The following is a 19216-nucleotide window of genomic DNA, read 5'->3' on the forward strand; positions in this document are numbered from 1 at the left end:
TAGGTTGGTCATGAAGAAATTATTGTTGTCATCCATTATTGTACTTATAGGATTCACCTTTATTGGCAGGTTATCCTATCTGCAATTGTTTCGGTTTTCACCAGATCAAATATTGGATGACCCCGCCATAAAAAAAGTATATGACTACCCTGAAAGAGGCTACATTTACGACAGGGACGGCAAACTATTGGTAGGCAATCAACCTGCATACGACGTTATGGTGATCCCAAGGGAAGTAAAACCTTTGGACACTCTGGAATTTTGCGGGCTTTTGGGTATTGATAAACTTGAATTTCTTTCCAAAATGGAAAAAGCGAGAATTTATTCTCCTCGGCTGCCCTCTGTTTTGGTTCCCCAGCTCTCCAAAGAGGATTATGCCAGGCTTCAGGAAAAAATGCGGCACTTTACCGGCTTTTATATTCAAAAGAGGTCGTTGCGCTATTACAACACCAAAAGTGCGGCCAATGTACTGGGCTACATTAGTGAGGTAAACGAATGGGACCTCAAAAACAATCCGTATTATGTTGCCGGAGAATTAAAAGGTCGTACAGGTATTGAAAAGCAATATGAAGAAATATTGAGGGGCCGAAAAGGTGTCAAGCATATTCAGAAAGACCGTTTTAACAGGGATATTGGGCCTTACAAAGACGGAAAATTGGACACCCTTCCCAAACAAGGCAAAGAGATTCACATTACCTTGGACAAGACCCTTCAGGAGTATGGGGAAAAATTGATGCACGGCAAACGTGGGGGCATTGTGGCCATTGAACCCAAATCAGGAGAAATATTGGCCATGATTTCGGGCCCGACCTACGACCCCGCCCTTTTGGTAGGCAGGGAACGTTCCAAAAATTATAGCAAACTACATTACGATACCATATCCAAACCTACATGGGACCGTTCTATTTTGGCACAACCCTCTCCGGGATCACCTTTTAAAACACTTAATGCCTTGGTAGGCCTGCAAGAAGGGGTAATAGATACCCAAACCAAGTTTAGGTGTTATCATGGGTTTTACGTAGGGAATACGCTCAGAGGATGCCATTGTGGTGGTGGTATTCGAGATTTAAATTCAGGTATTTACCAATCGTGCAATGCTTATTTTGCTGGTGTGTTCCGAAAGATTTTTGATAAATACGAGACTACCGACAAAGGCATGGATATGTGGGAAAAGCATATGAAAAGTTTTGGTCTCGGCGATTTTTTAGGTACTGACCTTCCAACAGGCGCCCCTGGAAGGATTCCAGATGTGGCCTATTATGATAAATGGTACGGAGATGGTAGATGGGCGGCATCCACCATTATATCCAATTCCATAGGGCAAGGAGAAATTGCGGCCACACCCTTGCAATTGGCCAACATGACCGCTGCAATTGCTAACCGCGGCTATTTTTACACCCCCCACATTATTAAAAGTATTGGCGACAATGGAAAAATAGACCCTAAATACACCGAACCCAGATATACTACCATCGACAGAAAACATTTTGAACCTGTAATCGAGGGCATGGCCAATGTGTATAATTATGGAACGGCAAGATGGGTAAAGATTCCAGGCATTGATATTGCGGGAAAAACAGGTACTGTGGAAAATTATATCCGTATTGATGGAGAGCGAATGCAATTGACCGACCATTCCGTTTTTGTCGCCTTTGCCCCTATTGAAAACCCCCAGATTGCATTGGCGGTCTATATTGAAAATGGGTATTACGGATCACGCTATGCGGGTCACATTGCCTCTCTTTTGATAGAAAAATACATTAAAGGGGAGATTACCCGAAAAGATTTGGAAAAGCGCATGCTGGAAAAAACATTGGAACACGAGTATGCCAAGCCGTATAGTGGCGAACCTTTTGAAATAAACGAGTATGAGTGGTAGAGGGCCTTTTGGAAGGTTGGATTGGATCACCGTAATCCTCTATGCATTTTTGGTGTTTATTGGCTGGATCAATATTTACTCCACATCGGTGGGCGAGGTAAGCACTTCCATTTTTGATTTCTCCACCCTATACGGCAAACAGCTTTTTTTTATAGGCCTTGCCGCTTTGGGCATCATTTTCGTGCTCTTTGTAGAATCACAGTTTTTTGAACGTTTTGCCTCAATCTTCTATATTGTTTCCATTATTCTGCTTTTAGGTTTGTTCGTCTTTGGAAAAACCATAGCGGGGGCAACTTCTTGGTACGATCTTGGTTTTTTTAACCTTCAACCTTCAGAGTTGGCGAAAGTGGCAACCTCCTTGGCACTGGCCAAGTTTTTAAGCGACATCCAAACAGATATTCGGACAAGAAAGCATCAAATTTATGCGTTGGTAATCATCTTGTTGCCTGCCTTATTGATATTGCCGCAACCTGACCCAGGGAGTTCACTTATCTATTTTTCACTCTTTTTTGTGCTATTTAGGGAAGGTTTTCCCATCTATTACTTAGGCATCCTCATTTTTGCGATCGTTTTATTTGCTACAACTTTAATGTTCGGAACTGTTTGGGTCACCATAGGATTGATTATTTTAACCCTCTTGATCTACACATTCAAAAGAGCATCCGTGAAAATTCCAATACTCCCCGTTGTAGGGGTGATTGTTGTTTCGATACTCTTTTCCCTCTCCGTAAATTTTGTGTTTGAAAATGTTTTTGAACAACGTCACAGAGATCGTTTTTCTTTATGGTTGAGTTTGGAAAAGGATGAAGAGAAACTGGATGAAATCCGAAAGACCATTGGCTACAACACCTATCAATCCGAAAAAGCCATTGAATCGGGCGGGTTTACTGGAAAAGGATTTATGGAGGGTACACGGACCAAAGGGGATTTTGTCCCCGAACAGCATACCGATTACATATTTAGTTCGGTGGGCGAGGAATGGGGGTTTTTGGGCACTTCTGCCGTAATTCTGTTGTTTTCCTTATTCTTTTTACGGTTGATTTATATTGCGGAGCGACAAAAGAGCGACTTTAGTCGCATGTATGGTTATGGGGTAATTTCCATTTTGGTGTTCCACTATTTCATCAATATTGGAATGGTTATTGGGCTGTTGCCCACTATCGGGGTTCCATTGCCCTTTTTTAGCTACGGCGGTTCCGGTCTGATTTTCTTCACCATGCTATTGTTCATCTTTCTAAAACTGGATTCCAATCGCTTAAAGGACGGTATTTAAAATTTCCAATCTTGGGTATCAACCCGAGCTTCTATTGCTGATTGCCAGGTTTTAGGTTGGTTTTGAAAAAAATCAATGCCTGTTTTCTCCTCGATTTCATCAACAGTCACTACAAAATTTTGAAGTGGTTCTTGACTTTCTTCTGCTGGCATCAAAAAGGCCAGTACTTGCGCTCCTTTACCATTACCTTTTAAAACAATCTTGTAAAAAGTGCGCGGCACATCTACATCCTCGATTCCAATCTCTTCTAAATCATTTTCCAACACCCCTCCGGTTATCACTATTAAATCACCATATTTTTTGCACCAATAACGGACTTTTTGTTCCAAACGATTCCAAATCCCTACATTGAAGTGCTTATCCTGCGGACTTATGTTACTTGTATAAAAAGTTTCGTTGTACGCTTGTTCAGAAAACCGTCGGTCACCAGCAGGAAGCAAATGCCCCCTATTGTACCCAGAACCTCTGTAATTCCGCCAATCTGCCGATTTTGTTTTCACCATTGGGTCTTCAATAAAATAGGGGCGTTCCCTATCATCATAAGTCAAATGCTTCCTTTTAAGGGTGTATGCCACCCACTCTGCTTGTTCGTGGGTTTCACTATAAGAAAGTGTATAGTAGGTATGTTGTACCACTTCACCTGTTGTGGAACTGGGCAAAAAATCGGTTTGCACCAAGTCTCCCTTTGTACCATTTGGATTGGAATAGGTTGCCGGGGTATAGAAATTTTCAAACAACCAAAAGCCAATAACACATAGTGCCATGAGCACTGCATAAATTGTTCTGCCCTTCATTTAACCAACTATTGGAGATAAAGTTGCATAAAAAAGCCAACCCGTAAGAGTTGGCCTTTGATACAATTTTTATAAACGACTATCCTTTAACGCTAGCCAATTTGTTTTCTTCTCTTTTGATATTGTTCTTGTGAAGGTCCTTAAGCACATTCACAGCTTCTTCAACATAAATGTCTCGCGCCAAATCCTTGTGCCACCTATCCCTTTTTTCCCTGAGAACAGAATCTTGCGTAAATAGTTCCTTCTCATATTGTAGGGAACTAAATGACAGTTTGGAATCGTAATCCCTCAGGCTCTTGAACTTTTCCGAACGTTTTTTGGCTTCTTGTTCTTTGCTTACGTAAGCATCGTATTTAAGGGAAATCATGTTTTCATCTTGCTGCTCCTTCAACCATTTGGCATTTTCCTCAATAAGCTTGATCTGCTCATTTTTTGCCATACGTTCTTTACTGTTTTTTACGGCTTCATCAAAATCAATGTAGCCATCCCAAACTTCATAATCTGCAGGGGTAATCTTATCCCAACCAAGCGGGTTTTGCTGATCGCGCTCTCCAAGATCGATATAACTGTACCGGTCCGGAACCACAATATCGCTCTTTACGCCTTCCAACTGGGTAGATCCACCGTTGATTCGGTAAAATTTTTGGGTAGTTAATTTAATGGCTCCCAAATCTCCATGTTCGTTACCTCTTACAATACCATCCAAAGGAATTACATTTTGAACGGTTCCTTTTCCGAAAGTTTGCTTGCTTCCAATGATTACCGCTCTTTTATAATCTTGCATGGCAGCAGCCAATATTTCCGAGGCGGAAGCGGATAGCTCGTTCACCAAGATAACCAATGGGCCATCCCACTGGATACGCTCGTCCTTATCCTCGTGAACTTCTTTGCGTTGTCCGGAGGAACGAACCTGAACGATAGGTCCATCCTTAATAAACAATCCTGCCATTTCGACAACCGTTTTTAAAGATCCTCCACCATTGTCTCGCAAATCCAAAATAATTCCTTCTGCGCCTGCTTCTTTTAAACGCTCCAATTCCTTGGCCACGTCGGTTGCTGCGTTTCTTTCGGAGTAATCTTCAAAATCCACATAAAATTTTGGAAGATTGATCAATCCATACTTTTGTTCACCGGCATCAATAGTTGCTGATTTTGCGTAGGATTCTTCCAATTCCACAACGTCTCTGGTTATGGAAACCGTTTCAATGGTTCCATCTACTTTTCTTACTGTCAAATCAACCACTGTTCCCTCTGGGCCCTTAATCAATTTAATGGCATCTTCCAATCGCATGCCCACAATATTGATGGGCTCCTCTCCTTCTTGTCCTACTTTAAGTATTTCATCTCCAACTTCAAGGGACTGATCTCTCCAAACGGGACCACCGGAAATAATTTCCACGATTTTGGCTCCTTCGGGCTTTTTCTGCAATCGGGCTCCAATACCTTCAAACTTACCGGACATACCAATATCAAATTTTTCCTTTTCTTCGGGAGCAAAGTAAAAAGTGTGGGGGTCAAACTCCTCTACAATGGTATTCAAGTATTGTACAAACCAATCTTTACGTTCCAAATCACCCACAAAATCGAAAAACTCGTCCAAGGTGTTTTTGGTTACTTCTCTTGCTTCTTCCTCTGTAGTGACCTTGTCAATAGTACTTGGAATATCATTAAAGGCCAATATCTCATCGGTATTCGAAGCTGTTTCCTGATTTGCATCGGAAATCAAGTTATCCACCTTATTGTCAAAAACGTTTAGGGTATTGTACTTTAACTGTTTTCTCCAGCGTTCTTTGAGTTCCTTTTTGTTGGATGCAAAATCTTGGTCGGCATAATCAATTTCGATAGTTTCATCAATCGTGTAATCAAAAGGTGTGGCAAGTACTTCTTTATAGATTTCCTTGGCCTCTTCCATTCGCACCATTAAACGTTGATATACGGTATTGAAAAATTCAATGTCGGTATTTCTGATCTCATCATCGATCATAAACCTGTATTTTTCAAATTCCCTGATGTCACTTTTTAGAAAGTATCTTTTGGTAGGGTCGATGATGTCGATAAAATCATCAAAAACATTGGAACTGAAGCTATCGTTAACTTCTTTGGGCTCATAATGCCCTTTTTCCAAAACGTAGGAAATCAATTCCAATAAAAATTTATCCTTGTCGTCGTTATCAAAAGATTTATTGGTAAAACTGCAGGAGGCAACTGCAACAAGAATAACCAAAAGTGCCAAAATAAAGTTCTTTTTCATAATGTGATTTTTCTGGAGCGAAATAATCTGACCTCATACTGTCAAATCTTCATTACGTCATCCGTCGTTTCTACTTGTATGAATTCTCTAAGATACAGAAAAAACCGTGCCAGTCCTTTCCACCGCGTTTAATTTTTTGTTAAACGCCAGAGGCTTCATATCCTTATGAAAAACGTATTTTTATGGCTTAAATTATCCAACATGGAAAAACCACTGATTCTGGTCACCAACGATGATGGCATAACAGCACCTGGGCTAAGGGCTCTGATACGAACCATGAAACTGCTTGGAGACGTTGTTGTAGTGGCACCCGATAGTCCGCAAAGTGGTATGGGGCATGCCATTACCGTGGACAGCACTTTGTTTTCCAAAAAGGTGGTCGTGGACCATAAAGAAGGGGCTCCAAGTGAGTATAGCTGTAGTGGAACCCCGGCCGATTGTGTAAAGTTGGCACTTCGCGTCATTTTGGACAGAAAACCTGACATTTGCGTAAGTGGCATCAACCACGGATCTAATTCGTCTATCAACGTGATTTACTCGGGAACTATGAGTGCTGCCATTGAGGCAGGCATTGAAGGTATTCCTGCCATTGGATTTTCGTTATGCGACTATTCCTGGGATGCCAATTTTGAGCCTGCGTTGGAATCCATCAAAAAAATAGTTTCGGAAGCATTGACCAACGGAATCCCAAAGGGAACTGTGTTGAATGTCAACATCCCTAAAACAGAATCAGTACCCAAAGGTGTGAAAATCTGTAGACAGGCACGTGGTAATTGGAAAGAGAAATTTGACAAAAGAACTAGTCCTTCTGGAAAGGATTATTATTGGTTAACGGGAGAATTTGAACTTCTGGACAAAGGCGAGGATACGGACGAATGGGCCTTGGAACAGGGCTACATTTCGATAGTGCCCACCCAGTTCGACCTTACGGCACACCACGCCATACCACAAATAAACAACTGGAACTTAAATGAACAATAAAAAAGAAATCATCATAGGATTTATCGTAGGAATCATTGCAAACACCTTTGGAACTTTGCTCTACATTCTTATGTTTTCCGATTTGGACATCGTTGAAACCTTTAATGCTGCCATCGAACAAGGTCATATTGGTAGTTTGTTAGCATTGGGAGCTATTTTGAACCTAGTGGCATTTTTTGGGTTTTTACGGATCAAAAGAGATCAACGCGCCAAAGGCGTTATGTTGGCCACTTTAGTAACGGCATTGGTCATATTGTTATACAAAGTGATGTCTTAAAACCTAAAACACAAGAGCTAGCTCAAGATTAAACGGTTTCACTGAAAACTTTTGGACTTGATACTTGAACTTGACACTTGAACTTGATACTTGTCAATGAAATATTACATCATAGCTGGTGAAGCATCGGGGGACCTGCACGGTTCCAATTTGATCAAGGCCCTTAAAAAAGAGGATACCTCGGCAGCGATTCGTTGTTGGGGCGGTGATTTGATGCAACAAGCTGGCGGTGAACTGGCAAAACATTACAAAGACATGGCCTTTATGGGTTTTTTGGAGGTGCTGATGAACATTCCCACCATCTTCAAAAACATTTCATATTGTAAAGAAGATATTCAAAAGTTCAATCCAGACCAGATTATTTTTATTGATTTCTCCGGTTTTAATCTTAGGATTGCAAAATGGGCCAAAGAACACGGCTTTAAGACCAATTATTACATTTCACCTCAAATTTGGGCATCAAGAGAGGGCAGGATCAAAAAAATAAAGCGTGACATTGACAACATGTACGTTATCCTGCCTTTTGAAAAGGATTTTTACGAGAAAAAACATGGGTACCCCGTAAAGTTTGTTGGGCATCCACTTATTGATGCCATTGAAAACACCCCGCTTCAGGATAATATAACCTTTCGCAAAGAAAACGGCCTAGATCCTGACAAACCCATCATCGCCTTATTGCCCGGGAGCAGAAAACAAGAAGTTCAAAAGATGTTGGAGGTAATGCTTTCCGTAAAAAAGGATTTTCCCGATTACCAATTCGTAATAGCCGGGGCTCCGAGCCTGCCCGATGATTTTTATACCCCATTTCTCAAAGGCGATAAAGTGGAATACGTTTCCAACAGAACCTATACGCTCTTGAAGCATTCACACGCCGCTCTGGTTACCAGTGGAACTGCCACTTTGGAAACGGCTCTTTTTGGCATCCCTCAAGTGGTATGCTATAAAGGGAATTGGATTTCCTATCAAATCGCGAAGCGCATCATTACGTTGGATTACATTTCCTTGGTAAACTTGATCATGAAAAGAGAAGTTGTTAAAGAATTGATTCAAAATGATTTAACGACAAAAAATCTTAAAATAGAACTTTCCAAAATCGTAGAGGGAGCCGAGCGGGAACGTATATTGTCCGATTATAAGTTGTTGAAAGAAAAGTTGGGAGGAAAAGGCGCCAGTCAAATGGCGGCCAAATTAATTGTGAAAAATGCGTAGTTTTATCTTCCAAGAATGTAAATCTATTCTTGGATGTTACGAAAAACCATAATCTTACTGTTGCTTTTTACCATTTCCGCTTGCGGCCCAGGTAAAAAACGACGCACCTACAGCAAGACCCGAACCGTTACGGTAGAGGGGTCCACCGAAGACACTTCCCCAAAAAAAGAACCCGAAAGGGTACGTAAAAAAGAGGGGCGTAAAAATGCTAAGGCAAACGAAATTATTTCCACCGCATTGACTTTTTCCGGAACCCGTTACAAATATGGCGGTACCACCAAAAGGGGCATGGATTGTTCTGGATTGGTCTATGTGTCCTTACGGGAAAATGATATTATGTTTCCACGAACTTCCTACCAAATGGCCTTGGAAGGTAACAAGATCAGGGTTAACGATGTGGAAAAAGGAGATTTGCTCTTTTTTAAGACCAGCAAAACGGGCAGGCGCATCAACCATGTAGGATTAGTGGTCGATGTGGATGGAGACGACATTAAATTTATTCACGCCACAACCTCACGCGGCGTGCTGGTATCCTCGTTACGGGAAGGATACTGGAACAGCGCTTTTGTAAAGGCCATGCGTATCCTGTAAGGTGCGTCAACTTAATTTTGTGTCCATAAAACTCACGTTGTGGGTTATTTTGGGCATTATTATCGGTTTTTATTTTGATGTAGCGCCACTTTTGCCCTTACTATCCATACTTGTTTTACTACCAATTTTATATTGGGCAGGTAAAAAGCAACGTAGAACAGGGTTCCCGTATTTTGAGGTGCTTGCTTCTATCATCACTACATGTCTGGGCATTTTTGTTGTTGGAGTTTCCTTGGGAAAAGGCATGCCCAGCCATTACTCGAATCTGGACCTTGACCAAAAAAAAGTTTGGCACTTAAAAGTGAACGAGGTACTCAAACCCAATACTTTTTCGCACCGATATGTTACTAAGATTATTGCTGCTGATAAAGAACAAGCCTCTGGAAAATTGCTTTTCAGTCTTTCGGTGGATTCTATGGTAAAGCAATTACAGGTTGATGATGAGTTTTTGGTCTATGACAAGCCAGAAGGTATTCGTCCGCCATTGAACCCGCACCAGTTTGATTATAAAAATTATCTCGCAAAACAGGGAATCCAGCATCAGATCAGAACTAAATACACTGCCATTGTAAAAAAGGAACATGCCCCTAAAACTTTGTTCGGTGTGGCTAGCAACTTCAGGGAGCATATCATTTCCACACTAGAAGAAAAAAACTTTGGAGCGGATGAACTGGGCGTCATCCAAGCTTTGCTTTTGGGAAAACGGGACGATATTTCCGAGAGCACCTACAACAATTATAAAAAGGCGGGCGCCGTTCATATTTTGGCCGTATCAGGACTTCACGTCGGGATTATTCTGTTCCTTTTGGAGTTTATTTTGGTTCCGTTGGAGCGTTTACCTAAAGGTAAAACCATCAAATTGATATTGGTTGTTTTGCTACTTTGGAGCTACGCCTTTATTGCGGGGCTCTCCCCTTCCATTGTTCGGGCCGTGACCATGTTCTCGTTTGTAGCTTATGCCCTTTATTTGAACCGACCCACGAACTCATTTAATATAATAGCGCTTTCCATGCTGTTCATTTTACTGGCAAAGCCTTTGTTTTTGTTTCAGGCGGGGTTCCAGATGAGCTATGCTGCTGTGTTTGCCATTGTTTGGATTTACCCCAAACTGCAGCAATTTTGGTTTCCTGAGAGTATCATCATCCGAAAAACGTGGCAATTGTTATCAGTAAGTGTGGCAGCTCAATTGGGTGTTTTGCCTATCAGTCTGTTCTATTTTCATCAGTTTCCTGCCCTGTTCTTTATTTCCAACTTGCTCATTGTACCATTTTTAGGTTTGATTTTGGGTTTCGGAATCTTAATTATCCTATTGGCTTTGATTGACTACTTGCCCCAATTTATGGTTGATGGTTTCAATGGGGTTATTCAACTGATGAATTCCGTAATTGGTTGGGTAGCTCAGCAAGAAGGCTTTATCATCAAAAACATTCCTTTTGATGCAGTTCAGTTGTTATTGGGCTATTTTATCATCATCGCTTTGGTCATCTTTTTATCCAAACCCAAATGGAAAACTGCCTTGATGTTATTGGGAGGAATCATCGTTTTACAAAGTTTGGGTATCTGGAATCAGTTTCAAGTGCATCAAAAGGAAACCGTTATACTGGCACACCGTTCGAGAAATACGGTGCTATTACATCAATTGGGGGACTCCCTTTCCATTATAACATCTGACAGTTCCAACATTGGAAGCATTGCAGACAATTATTCAGTTGCGGAACGCATTCAAAAAATAGATACATCAAAATTGAAGAACAGCTATCACCTTGGTGATAAAAAATTATTCGTTGTGGACAGTTTGGGTATTCTTCCTTTGGAAGAAAATTTAGATTACCTGCTGCTTACCCAATCTCCCAAAATTAATCTAGAGCGGGTTCTGGATTCCATCCGACCCAAAACAATATTTGCGGACGGAAGCAACTACCCAAGCTTGGTCAATAAATGGAAGGCGACTTGCAGTCAAAAAGAAATCCCTTTCCACCACACAGGCGAAAAGGGGTTTTATGTTTTTGAATTATAAATTCGATTAATGTACGTTGCCCATCAACTTCTTAATCAAAGGTGAAGCTATTATTACCAATACACCAGCTCCCAAAGCGTATTGAGCTATGAGCATAAAACCATCCGTATATACATTAAGAGTTTCAAAACCGCTTATGTCTGCATCTGTGCTTTCGATGGCCAACTGCTTACCAATAAACCCAACTACCTGAAATGCAAATGCCGATGAGAGGAACCATACCCCCATCATAAAGGCAACGATGCGTTTTGGAGACAGGTCGGTAATTTTTGATAGACCTACTGGAGACATGAACAGTTCCCCTACGGATAGCAAGAAATACATTAACAGCAAGTATGTGAATGGAACAAATCCATTTTCATTGGCACTCGCACCACTAATGGCCAGCGCATAAAAACTGATTCCGGCAAACAAAAGCCCCATTCCAAACTTGTAAGGCGTTCTTGGATTGAGTTTCTTTTTAGACAACCATTGCCACATTAAAGAAATTGGAATGGCCAAAATAATGATCCACATGGAGTTCAGAGAATTTGTCTGTGAAGCAGACATGATTCCCTCCAAGTCCACATTACGGGCGGCAAAAAGGGTAATTACACTACCTGAAAGCTCATGAAACCCCCAGAAGATGGTCATAAAAAAGGTGATCAGTACGGCTACGAACAGTTTTTTACGTTCCTCTACGGTAGCTTTAAACATTATATAGCCCAAATACAATAAAATGGAAATACCTATCAATTTAAAAATCACATTGACAATATTCTGGTCGTCAAAAAAAGTTCCTTCTGCACCCAATGCTTTGTAAGCCGACAATAAATAGGCTATCACTGGAACGGATGCAAATGCTAAAACCGGCACCAATACTCCTTGTTTTATCCCGAATGTCTTTTTATCAATATTTCCATTTTCTGGTGGAAGGCCTTTATCTCCAAAAACTCCTTTTTTTATTCCGCTCCAAAAAACAATCAGACCTGTAAGCATTCCAATTCCTGCAAGACCAAATCCGTAGTGCCATCCATATTTTGCCGCCAAAAAACCGCAAAGTAATGGTGCTACCCAGCCTCCAATATTGATTCCCATATAAAAAATAGTAAACCCAGAATCCTTTTTGGGATCTCCATCTTTATACAGCGAACCTACAAATGTTGATATGTTTGGTTTGAAGAATCCGTTACCAGCAATAATAAGGGACAGTGCCAAAAAAAATGTCACGTTATTTTCAATGGCCAATACAAAATGCCCCAAAGACATTAATATACCTCCCAAAAAAATGGATTTTCTCATTCCAAGAATACTATCGGAAATACGACCACCTATAACTGTTGAAGCATAAACAAGTGAACCATAAGATGAGTACACTGCCGCTGTGGCATAATCCCTTTCCATTAAAGCAGCGAAGATTACATCTACCATGTAAAGGGTAAGCAAAGCTCGCATCCCGTAAAAACTGAAACGCTCCCATAACTCTGCAAAAAAGAGGTAGAACAACCCTCTTGGATGTCCAAATAACTGTTTTTCACTTTCTGGTTTGGTTACTGCTGACATATATTTTTATTGTTTGATTATAAATTTTCTTTAACGAAGTTGGTCATCTTGGTATAGAGGTGCAATCTTGTATTGCCCCCATAAATACTGTGGTTTCTATCGGGATATATGGCCCAATCGAACTGTTTGTTGGCCTGTACCAATGCCTCTATCATTCGCATACTGTTTTGCACATGCACATTATCGTCGCCCGAACCGTGAACCAATAAATAGTCGCCTTTCAACAATTCTGGGTAGTTGAACGGGGAATTGTCATCATAACCTGTTGGGTTTTCCTGCGGGGTCTGCATATAACGCTCCGTATAAATGGTGTCGTAAAAACGCCATGAGGTTACGGGTGCCACGGCAATTGCCATTTCAAATGTATCGTTGCCTTTTAATATACAGTTGGTGGACATAAAACCACCGTAACTCCACCCCCATATTCCAGTTCTGTCTTCGTCAATATAAGAACGTTCACTCAATTTTTGAGCTGCGGCAATCTGGTCCTCCACCTCATATTTACCCAACTCTTTTTGGGTCAATTTTTTAAAGTCACGTCCCTTCAAACCTGTTCCCCTTCCATCTACACAGGCCACGATATAGCCTTGGGATGCTAAAAGTTGATGCCAATAGTCATTGCTGCCCATCCATCGGTTGGCCACTTGTTGCGAACCCGGACCACTGTATTGGAACATGAACAATGGGTATTTTTTGTTGGGGTCAAAATCCGCAGGCTTTATCGTATACATATTTAGGTCGTACCCGTTTATGTTTATGGTGGAAAATTCTTTGGGGGCTATCTCGTACCCTTCCAATTTGTTCAGCAAAACTGAATTGTCCTTGATTTCCTTAAGTAATTTACCATCGGATGCTTTGTGCAAAGTAAATTTGTATGGCGTGCTTGCACTCGAAAAAGTGTTGATGTAGTAGGTAAAATCACTGCTGAAGGCTGCGGAATTGGTTCCTTCTTCCGTTGATAATTCCTTTTTGCGTTTTCCTTTGGTGGAGATACTGTAAACACCTCTGTTAATGGAACCATTTTCTACGGACTGGTAAAAAATACGGTCATGCTTTTCATCATAACCATAGTAGCGGGTCACTTCCCAAGGTCCTTCGGTAATCTGGTTTTTGAGTTTACCATCTCTGCCATATAGGTAAAGATGGTTGTATCCACCGGCCTCGCTTGTCCAGATAAAGCTGTCATCATCCAAAAAGGTAAGATCGTCATCAATATCTACATAAGCTTTGTCTGTTTCTTCCAACAAAACGGTTGCTGAATTGTCTTTTGCGTTTACGGCATACAGTTTCAAGTCGTTTTGGTGCCTATTCAAGGTCTGGACACTCAAATGGTTTGGATTGTTCATCCATTTGATTCTTGGAATGTAGTATGGGTCATTTAAATCAACATCAGATATAGATTCAGAAACCACATCATACATATGCAAGGTAACTATGGAGTTCTTTTCCCCTGCTTTAGGATACTTAAATTCATACTGATATGGATAAAGCTCTTTTCCGTAAACATCCATCGAAAAATGTGGAACTTCGGTCTCATCAAACCGGAGGAATGCAATTTTGGTTCCGTTACTATTCCACTCAAAAGCGCGAACAAAGGCAAATTCTTCCTCGTACACCCAATCCGTCACCCCGTTGATTATGGTTCCTTTGCTGCCATCTGTAGTTACTTGCTTAGTGGTATTGGACTCCATATCCAAAACATAAATGTTGTTGTCAAAAACATAAGCCACTTTGCTGCCATCTGGAGAAAGCGTAGGTTCTTGGATTTTGGTCTCGGAGATTTTTGTTAAGTCTTTTGAGGCAATGTCGTACACATAATAGATGCCCAAGCGGGAGCGTCTAAAAACAGGTTCGACCTCTGTAGCCAAAAGTACTTTGGATTCATCATCGCTAAAGGTGTAGGATGAAAAGTATGGAACGGCATCGGAAGAGGCCACAATGGTCTCCACCTTTTGCAAAGTTTCGTAATCGTATTTTTCCAAACTACTGGAGCGTGGAGAACGTGTTGTATTTAAAATGGTATATTGAGTACCGTTGTTCATGGATCGCAGGACATCCATGTGTTCTGTCCTGAATTCTCCTCCCCAAATCTCTTCAAGGGTTATTTTTTTCTTTTGTGCTGTGGAAAAAGTCAAAAATCCTAAAAGGAATAGGAATAGAAAAGACTGTTTGTTCATGAAGTGAAAAAATTGATTAAATATTCTCTTAAATGTCAAAAAAACGTTTTTGTCACCTTGAGCGCAGTCGAAAGGTTCAACAAAAATGTCTCGACTGCGCTCGACATGACATTTTTACTTCAAAGCTTTTTCAGTAAAATCTGATTAAAAACTCCCAAGTTTACTAATATTTATCGGAAAAATAAATTTTGATGTTGCGTTTGCAACAAATTTTAACCTTTGAACATCCACCTACCCTTGAAAATTATGGGAGACCACCTCTAAATGGTCAATATCCGTATATTTGGATGCTTTAATCCCGCTTTATGAAGACTCCCGTTGAAGGATTTTCCAAACTATCCAAAGCCGAAAAAATTGATTGGATAGCCCAAAATTGCACCAAGGACCCAAAAACCAGCAAACAATTGCTGGAGCAATACTGGAACACCGACCCAAAAGTGCAGAAATTGCACGATGAGTTTATAGAAAACACGATTTCCAATTACTATTTGCCCTTTGCCATTGCTCCCAATTTTTTGATCAATGGGGATTATTTGGCCATTCCCATGGCCATTGAAGAAAGTTCGGTGGTCGCCGCAGCTAGCAAAGCGGCCAAATTTTGGATGGAACGCGGGGGGTTTAAAGCCGAGATCATAGGTACGGAAAAAGTTGGGCAGGTACACTTTATTTATAACGGTGACACCAAAAAACTATCCGATTTTTTCGATAGGGTAAAACCCAAACTTCTTAAAAGTGTTTCCTCCATCACCCAAAATATGGAAAAACGCGGGGGAGGCATCAATAATATTCAACTAAGGGACTTAAGCGATAAAATAGAAGGCTACCATCAGCTTCATTGCACGTTTGAGACTTTGGATGCCATGGGTGCCAACTTCATCAATTCGTGTTTGGAGCAATTTGCCAAAACTTTAAGGGAACAAGCCATTTCTTTTGAAGCTTTTACAGAGGAAGAAAAAAACATTGAGGTGGTAATGAGTATTTTATCCAACTACGTGCCCCATTGTTTGGTGAAGGCGGAAGTAAGTTGTCCTATTTCAGATTTGGGCAATAGCGATATGCCAGCGGAAGCATTTGCCAAAAAATTTGTACGGGCTGTTAACATGGCCAAGGTTGAACCGTACAGGGCCGTAACGCACAACAAAGGCATTATGAACGGTATTGATGCCGTTGTACTCGCCACAGGAAACGATTTTAGGGCGGTAGAAGCTGGCGTGCACGCCTTTGCCGCCAAAGACGGGCAGTATTCCAGCTTAACGCATGCCAAAATCGAAGATGGTATTTTCAGGTTTTGGATCGAGGTTCCATTGGCTTTGGGCACTGTGGGGGGATTGACCTCATTGCATCCTTTAGTGAAATTGGGCTTGGAAATCCTTCAAAACCCATCAGCAAAAGAATTGATGCAGATTGTTGCCGTAGCCGGATTGGCCCAGAATTTTGCGGCAGTTCGTAGTTTGGTGACCACGGGCATCCAAAAAGGGCACATGAAAATGCACTTGCTCAACATGCTCAACCAGATGGGGGCCACAGAAAATGAAAAAAAACAACTTGTGGAATATTTCAAAAGTCACACGGTGACGAATGCCTCGGTAAAGGAAGCCTTGGAGAAGATTAAAAAATAACCATGCGCTTTTTTTATATCTTTATCTTAGAACTCGTCTTGAGTTGTCAAATTCAAGTGAAAAAAGGCATTTTTTGACCAATTCAAATAAATTATAATGCAGGGATTAATAAAAGATAGGTTGAATGATCTAAAAAAACTTTGTCAAGACTATGATGTCAAGACAATGTATGTCTTTGGTTCTGCGTGTACCGATAAGTTTAACGACAAAAGTGATATTGACATTTTGATTTCATTCAAAGATATTTCAATTGACAAATACACAGATAATTACTTTAGACTTCATTATAAATTAGAAGAATTATTTGATCGTAAAATTGATTTATTGACCGAAAACTCGCTCTCCAACCCCTATTTTATCGAGAGTATCGAAGAAACAAAGCAATTGCTCTATGCAGCGTGAAATTTTAAAATATTTGCTTGATATTCAAGAATCAATAAATTCAATTTATGATTATTTAGGTGATAGACGTGATTTTAATGATTACAAATCCAATAAACTTTTGCGCAGAGGAATTGAGCGCGAAATAGAGATAATTGGAGAAGCTACCAATCGAATCTTAAAACTTGATAAGCATATTGATATTTCAGACTCAAGACGAATTGTAGATATGAGAAATTGGGTCATCCACGGATACGACAAGGTTGATGATGTGATTGTTTGGGGGGGTAATTTCACAGGATCTGCCCAAACTAAAAGAACAAGTTGATAAACTGATTGGCAACTAACACCCTCGATAACAAATGTTGGAGCAATTCGCTTGCATTCAACACTTTGTCTCCTGTCTTTATTTTACAAGCCTATTAATTGCTTGAACACGACTATCCCCGAGGATTCTTTAGATTAAAAAACAATTGAATATCCGCAATGTGTCATAATATTACCAACGTCACCCCTGAACTTGATTCAGGGTCACATAAAAATGCTCATATTCAGCAGGATGAGATGTTGAAACAAGTTCAACATGACGCCAAAAACACCATTATGACATTAAACGGATAATCAGAAAAAATAACCATGAAAAAATCATTTTACAGCAACGGTAAATTACTGCTCTCCGGGGAGTATGCCATTTTGGATGGTGCCTTGGGATTGGCCATTCCCACCAGCTATGGGCAATCACTCCATGTAACTCCAACCAAGTCCGGAATTTTGGAATGGACCAGTTTTGATGAAAACAACACTATCTGGTTTACTACCAAATTTGACCGGAAGGATTTAAAAGTGATATCCACTTCAGATGATGCCATGGCCAAAACCTTGGTTACTTTACTTTTGGAGGTCAATGCACAGAACCCTTTATTGTTGGCCGACAGTGAGGGTTTTCAAATAGAAACGCACCTTACTTTTCCAAGATCATGGGGGCTTGGAACATCTTCTACCTTAATAAACAATTTGGCCCAATGGGCACGGGTTGATGCGTATCAGCTCTTGTGGAATGCCTTTGGCGGAAGTGGTTACGATATTGCCTGTGCCCAGCACAATTCACCCCTAACTTATCAGATAAAAGATGGAGTGCCCCATGTTGAAGAAATCAATTTTAATCCCATTTTTAAGGACTCCCTTTACTTTGTACACCTCAACCAAAAACAGAGCAGCAAAGAAGCTATTGCCAAGTATAGGGGGCAACAATTTGATAGGCCCCAACTCATAAAAAGTGTTTCCAGCATCACCCAAAAAATGATAAATGCCCCTACTTTGGCAGGTTTTGAGACATTAATGGAGAAACACGAAGCTTTGCTTTCCAAAGTTTTAGAGTTGGAACCTGTGAAACAACGTCTTTTCCCTGATTATTTTGGAACGGTAAAAAGCCTTGGTGCTTGGGGCGGGGATTTTGTATTGGCCACTGGTGATGAAAAAACGATTTCCTATTTTAAACACAAAGGGTACGAAACTGTAATTCCTTTTTCCAAAATGATGCTTTAACTATCTCCCACATGCAAAAAAAACTGTTTTCTTTACTGATCGTTCTTCTTGTTCTTTCCTGCAAAACAAAAGAAAAACAAATGGCCTACAAAACGGATTCTTTAGAGATAGGGGCGCTTACGGAGCATACGTACCAGCACACCTCTTTTCTAGAAACCGAGAGTTTTGGCAATGTGGCCTGTAACGGCATGATCGTAGTGAACAATGGAGAGGCTATTGTATTTGATACTCCCACCAACAACAAGGTATCCAGTGAACTCATTGATTGGCTGACCGCACAAGATATTACTGTAAAAGCTGTTGTCGCCACACACTTTCATGATGATTGTGTTGGGGGCTTGAAAACCTTTCATGAAAAGGGCATCCCATCGTATGCCAACCAAGAAACCATAAGGCTCCTTGCTGGAAAAGAAGCGGAGATTCCCCAAAACGGATTCACCGATTTTACAGAGCTACGAGTGGGGAGCAAAAAAGTAGTTCTCGATTTTATGGGCGCAGGACATACCAACGACAACATTATTGGGTACTTCCCTAGGACTATCTCATAAAGTGTGTAAATAGAAAATTAGCGGGGGCATGCCCCCGCTAATTTTTTGTCTAATTTTAAATATTTGCACATTATGAAGAAAGAAGAATTGTTCAACGACGATTTCCTGAAGCAGTTCAAATCGGGAGACGAG

16 protein-coding genes are annotated in these 19216 nt (G+C 40.7%); 12 read left to right on the top strand and 4 right to left on the bottom strand.

The features are described from left to right. Window positions 1-10 precede the first annotated feature (10 nt). The gene (locus tag GO009_RS12805) at window positions 11-1879 is read left to right on the top strand and encodes a penicillin-binding protein 2 (protein WP_163626636.1); all 1869 of its coding nucleotides are present in this window, start codon (window positions 11-13) and stop codon (window positions 1877-1879) included. Beyond that, entirely contained in the window at window positions 1869-3152 is a 1284-nt protein-coding gene (rodA, locus tag GO009_RS12810; protein WP_163626637.1) for a rod shape-determining protein RodA, read from the top strand. Before GO009_RS12805 ends, rodA begins: the two co-directional genes overlap by 11 nt. Here the strand turns inward: rodA and GO009_RS12815 are convergent. After that, on the bottom strand, window positions 3149-3946 hold the full coding sequence (locus GO009_RS12815) for a DNA/RNA non-specific endonuclease (RefSeq protein ID WP_163626638.1): 798 nt from the start codon (window positions 3944-3946) through the stop codon (window positions 3149-3151). The genes rodA and GO009_RS12815 overlap by 4 nt on opposite strands. A 79-nt stretch (window positions 3947-4025) precedes the next feature. Next, a complete protein-coding gene (locus GO009_RS12820) occupies window positions 4026-6197 on the bottom strand; it encodes a carboxy terminal-processing peptidase (protein ID WP_163626639.1) in 2172 nt (723 codons plus the stop codon). Between the two features lie 201 nt (window positions 6198-6398). Here GO009_RS12820 and surE point away from each other — a divergent pair, with 201 nt between their 5' ends. The 5 genes from surE (at window position 6399) to GO009_RS12845 (ending at window position 11272) form a co-directional block, all read left to right on the top strand. After that, complete coding sequence (gene surE / locus GO009_RS12825) at window positions 6399-7178, top strand: 5'/3'-nucleotidase SurE (protein WP_163626640.1); 780 nt, start codon at window positions 6399-6401, stop codon at window positions 7176-7178. Continuing rightward, on the top strand, window positions 7168-7455 hold the full coding sequence (locus GO009_RS12830) for a hypothetical protein (protein ID WP_163626641.1): 288 nt from the start codon (window positions 7168-7170) through the stop codon (window positions 7453-7455). Before surE ends, GO009_RS12830 begins: the two co-directional genes overlap by 11 nt. Before the next feature lie 96 nt (window positions 7456-7551). Continuing rightward, window positions 7552-8664, top strand: a complete 1113-nt coding sequence (gene lpxB, locus GO009_RS12835; RefSeq protein WP_163626642.1) for a lipid-A-disaccharide synthase — start codon at window positions 7552-7554, stop codon at window positions 8662-8664. 33 nt (window positions 8665-8697) lie between these two features. Then, window positions 8698-9255: a C40 family peptidase gene (locus tag GO009_RS12840; protein WP_163626643.1), complete on the top strand. Its 558-nt coding sequence runs from the start codon at window positions 8698-8700 to the stop codon at window positions 9253-9255. A gap of 19 nt (window positions 9256-9274) precedes the next feature. After that, on the top strand, window positions 9275-11272 hold the full coding sequence (locus GO009_RS12845) for a ComEC/Rec2 family competence protein (RefSeq protein WP_163626644.1): 1998 nt from the start codon (window positions 9275-9277) through the stop codon (window positions 11270-11272). Between the two features lie 6 nt (window positions 11273-11278). Here GO009_RS12845 and GO009_RS12850 read toward each other — a convergent pair whose 3' ends face one another. Beyond that, window positions 11279-12814: a peptide MFS transporter gene (locus GO009_RS12850; RefSeq protein ID WP_163626645.1), complete on the bottom strand. Its 1536-nt coding sequence runs from the start codon at window positions 12812-12814 to the stop codon at window positions 11279-11281. Window positions 12815-12831: 17 nt separating this feature from the next. Further along, entirely contained in the window at window positions 12832-14991 is a 2160-nt protein-coding gene (locus GO009_RS12855; RefSeq protein ID WP_163626646.1) for a S9 family peptidase, read from the bottom strand. Window positions 14992-15296: 305 nt separating this feature from the next. Here GO009_RS12855 and GO009_RS12860 point away from each other — a divergent pair, with 305 nt between their 5' ends. The 5 genes from GO009_RS12860 to bla all read left to right on the top strand — a co-directional run bounded on the left by GO009_RS12860 (window position 15297) and on the right by bla (window position 19084). Further along, the gene (locus GO009_RS12860) at window positions 15297-16610 is read left to right on the top strand and encodes a hydroxymethylglutaryl-CoA reductase, degradative (RefSeq protein WP_163626647.1); all 1314 of its coding nucleotides are present in this window, start codon (window positions 15297-15299) and stop codon (window positions 16608-16610) included. A gap of 96 nt (window positions 16611-16706) precedes the next feature. Beyond that, window positions 16707-17012, top strand: coding sequence for a nucleotidyltransferase family protein (locus tag GO009_RS12865; RefSeq protein WP_163626648.1), 306 nt, complete (start codon window positions 16707-16709; stop codon window positions 17010-17012). Then, window positions 17002-17319, top strand: coding sequence for a HepT-like ribonuclease domain-containing protein (locus GO009_RS12870; RefSeq protein WP_203532455.1), 318 nt, complete (start codon window positions 17002-17004; stop codon window positions 17317-17319). The genes GO009_RS12865 and GO009_RS12870 overlap by 11 nt, the downstream gene beginning before the upstream one ends. Before the next feature lie 308 nt (window positions 17320-17627). Then, on the top strand, window positions 17628-18536 hold the full coding sequence (locus GO009_RS12875; RefSeq protein ID WP_163626649.1) for a GYDIA family GHMP kinase: 909 nt from the start codon (window positions 17628-17630) through the stop codon (window positions 18534-18536). Between the two features lie 11 nt (window positions 18537-18547). Further along, window positions 18548-19084, top strand: a complete 537-nt coding sequence (gene bla / locus GO009_RS12880) for a metallo-beta-lactamase (RefSeq protein WP_239057463.1) — start codon at window positions 18548-18550, stop codon at window positions 19082-19084. The last annotated feature ends 132 nt before the right edge of the window (window positions 19085-19216 follow it).

Source organism: Allomuricauda sp. TY007 (assembly GCF_010468565.1).
GTDB lineage: Bacteria > Bacteroidota > Bacteroidia > Flavobacteriales > Flavobacteriaceae > Flagellimonas.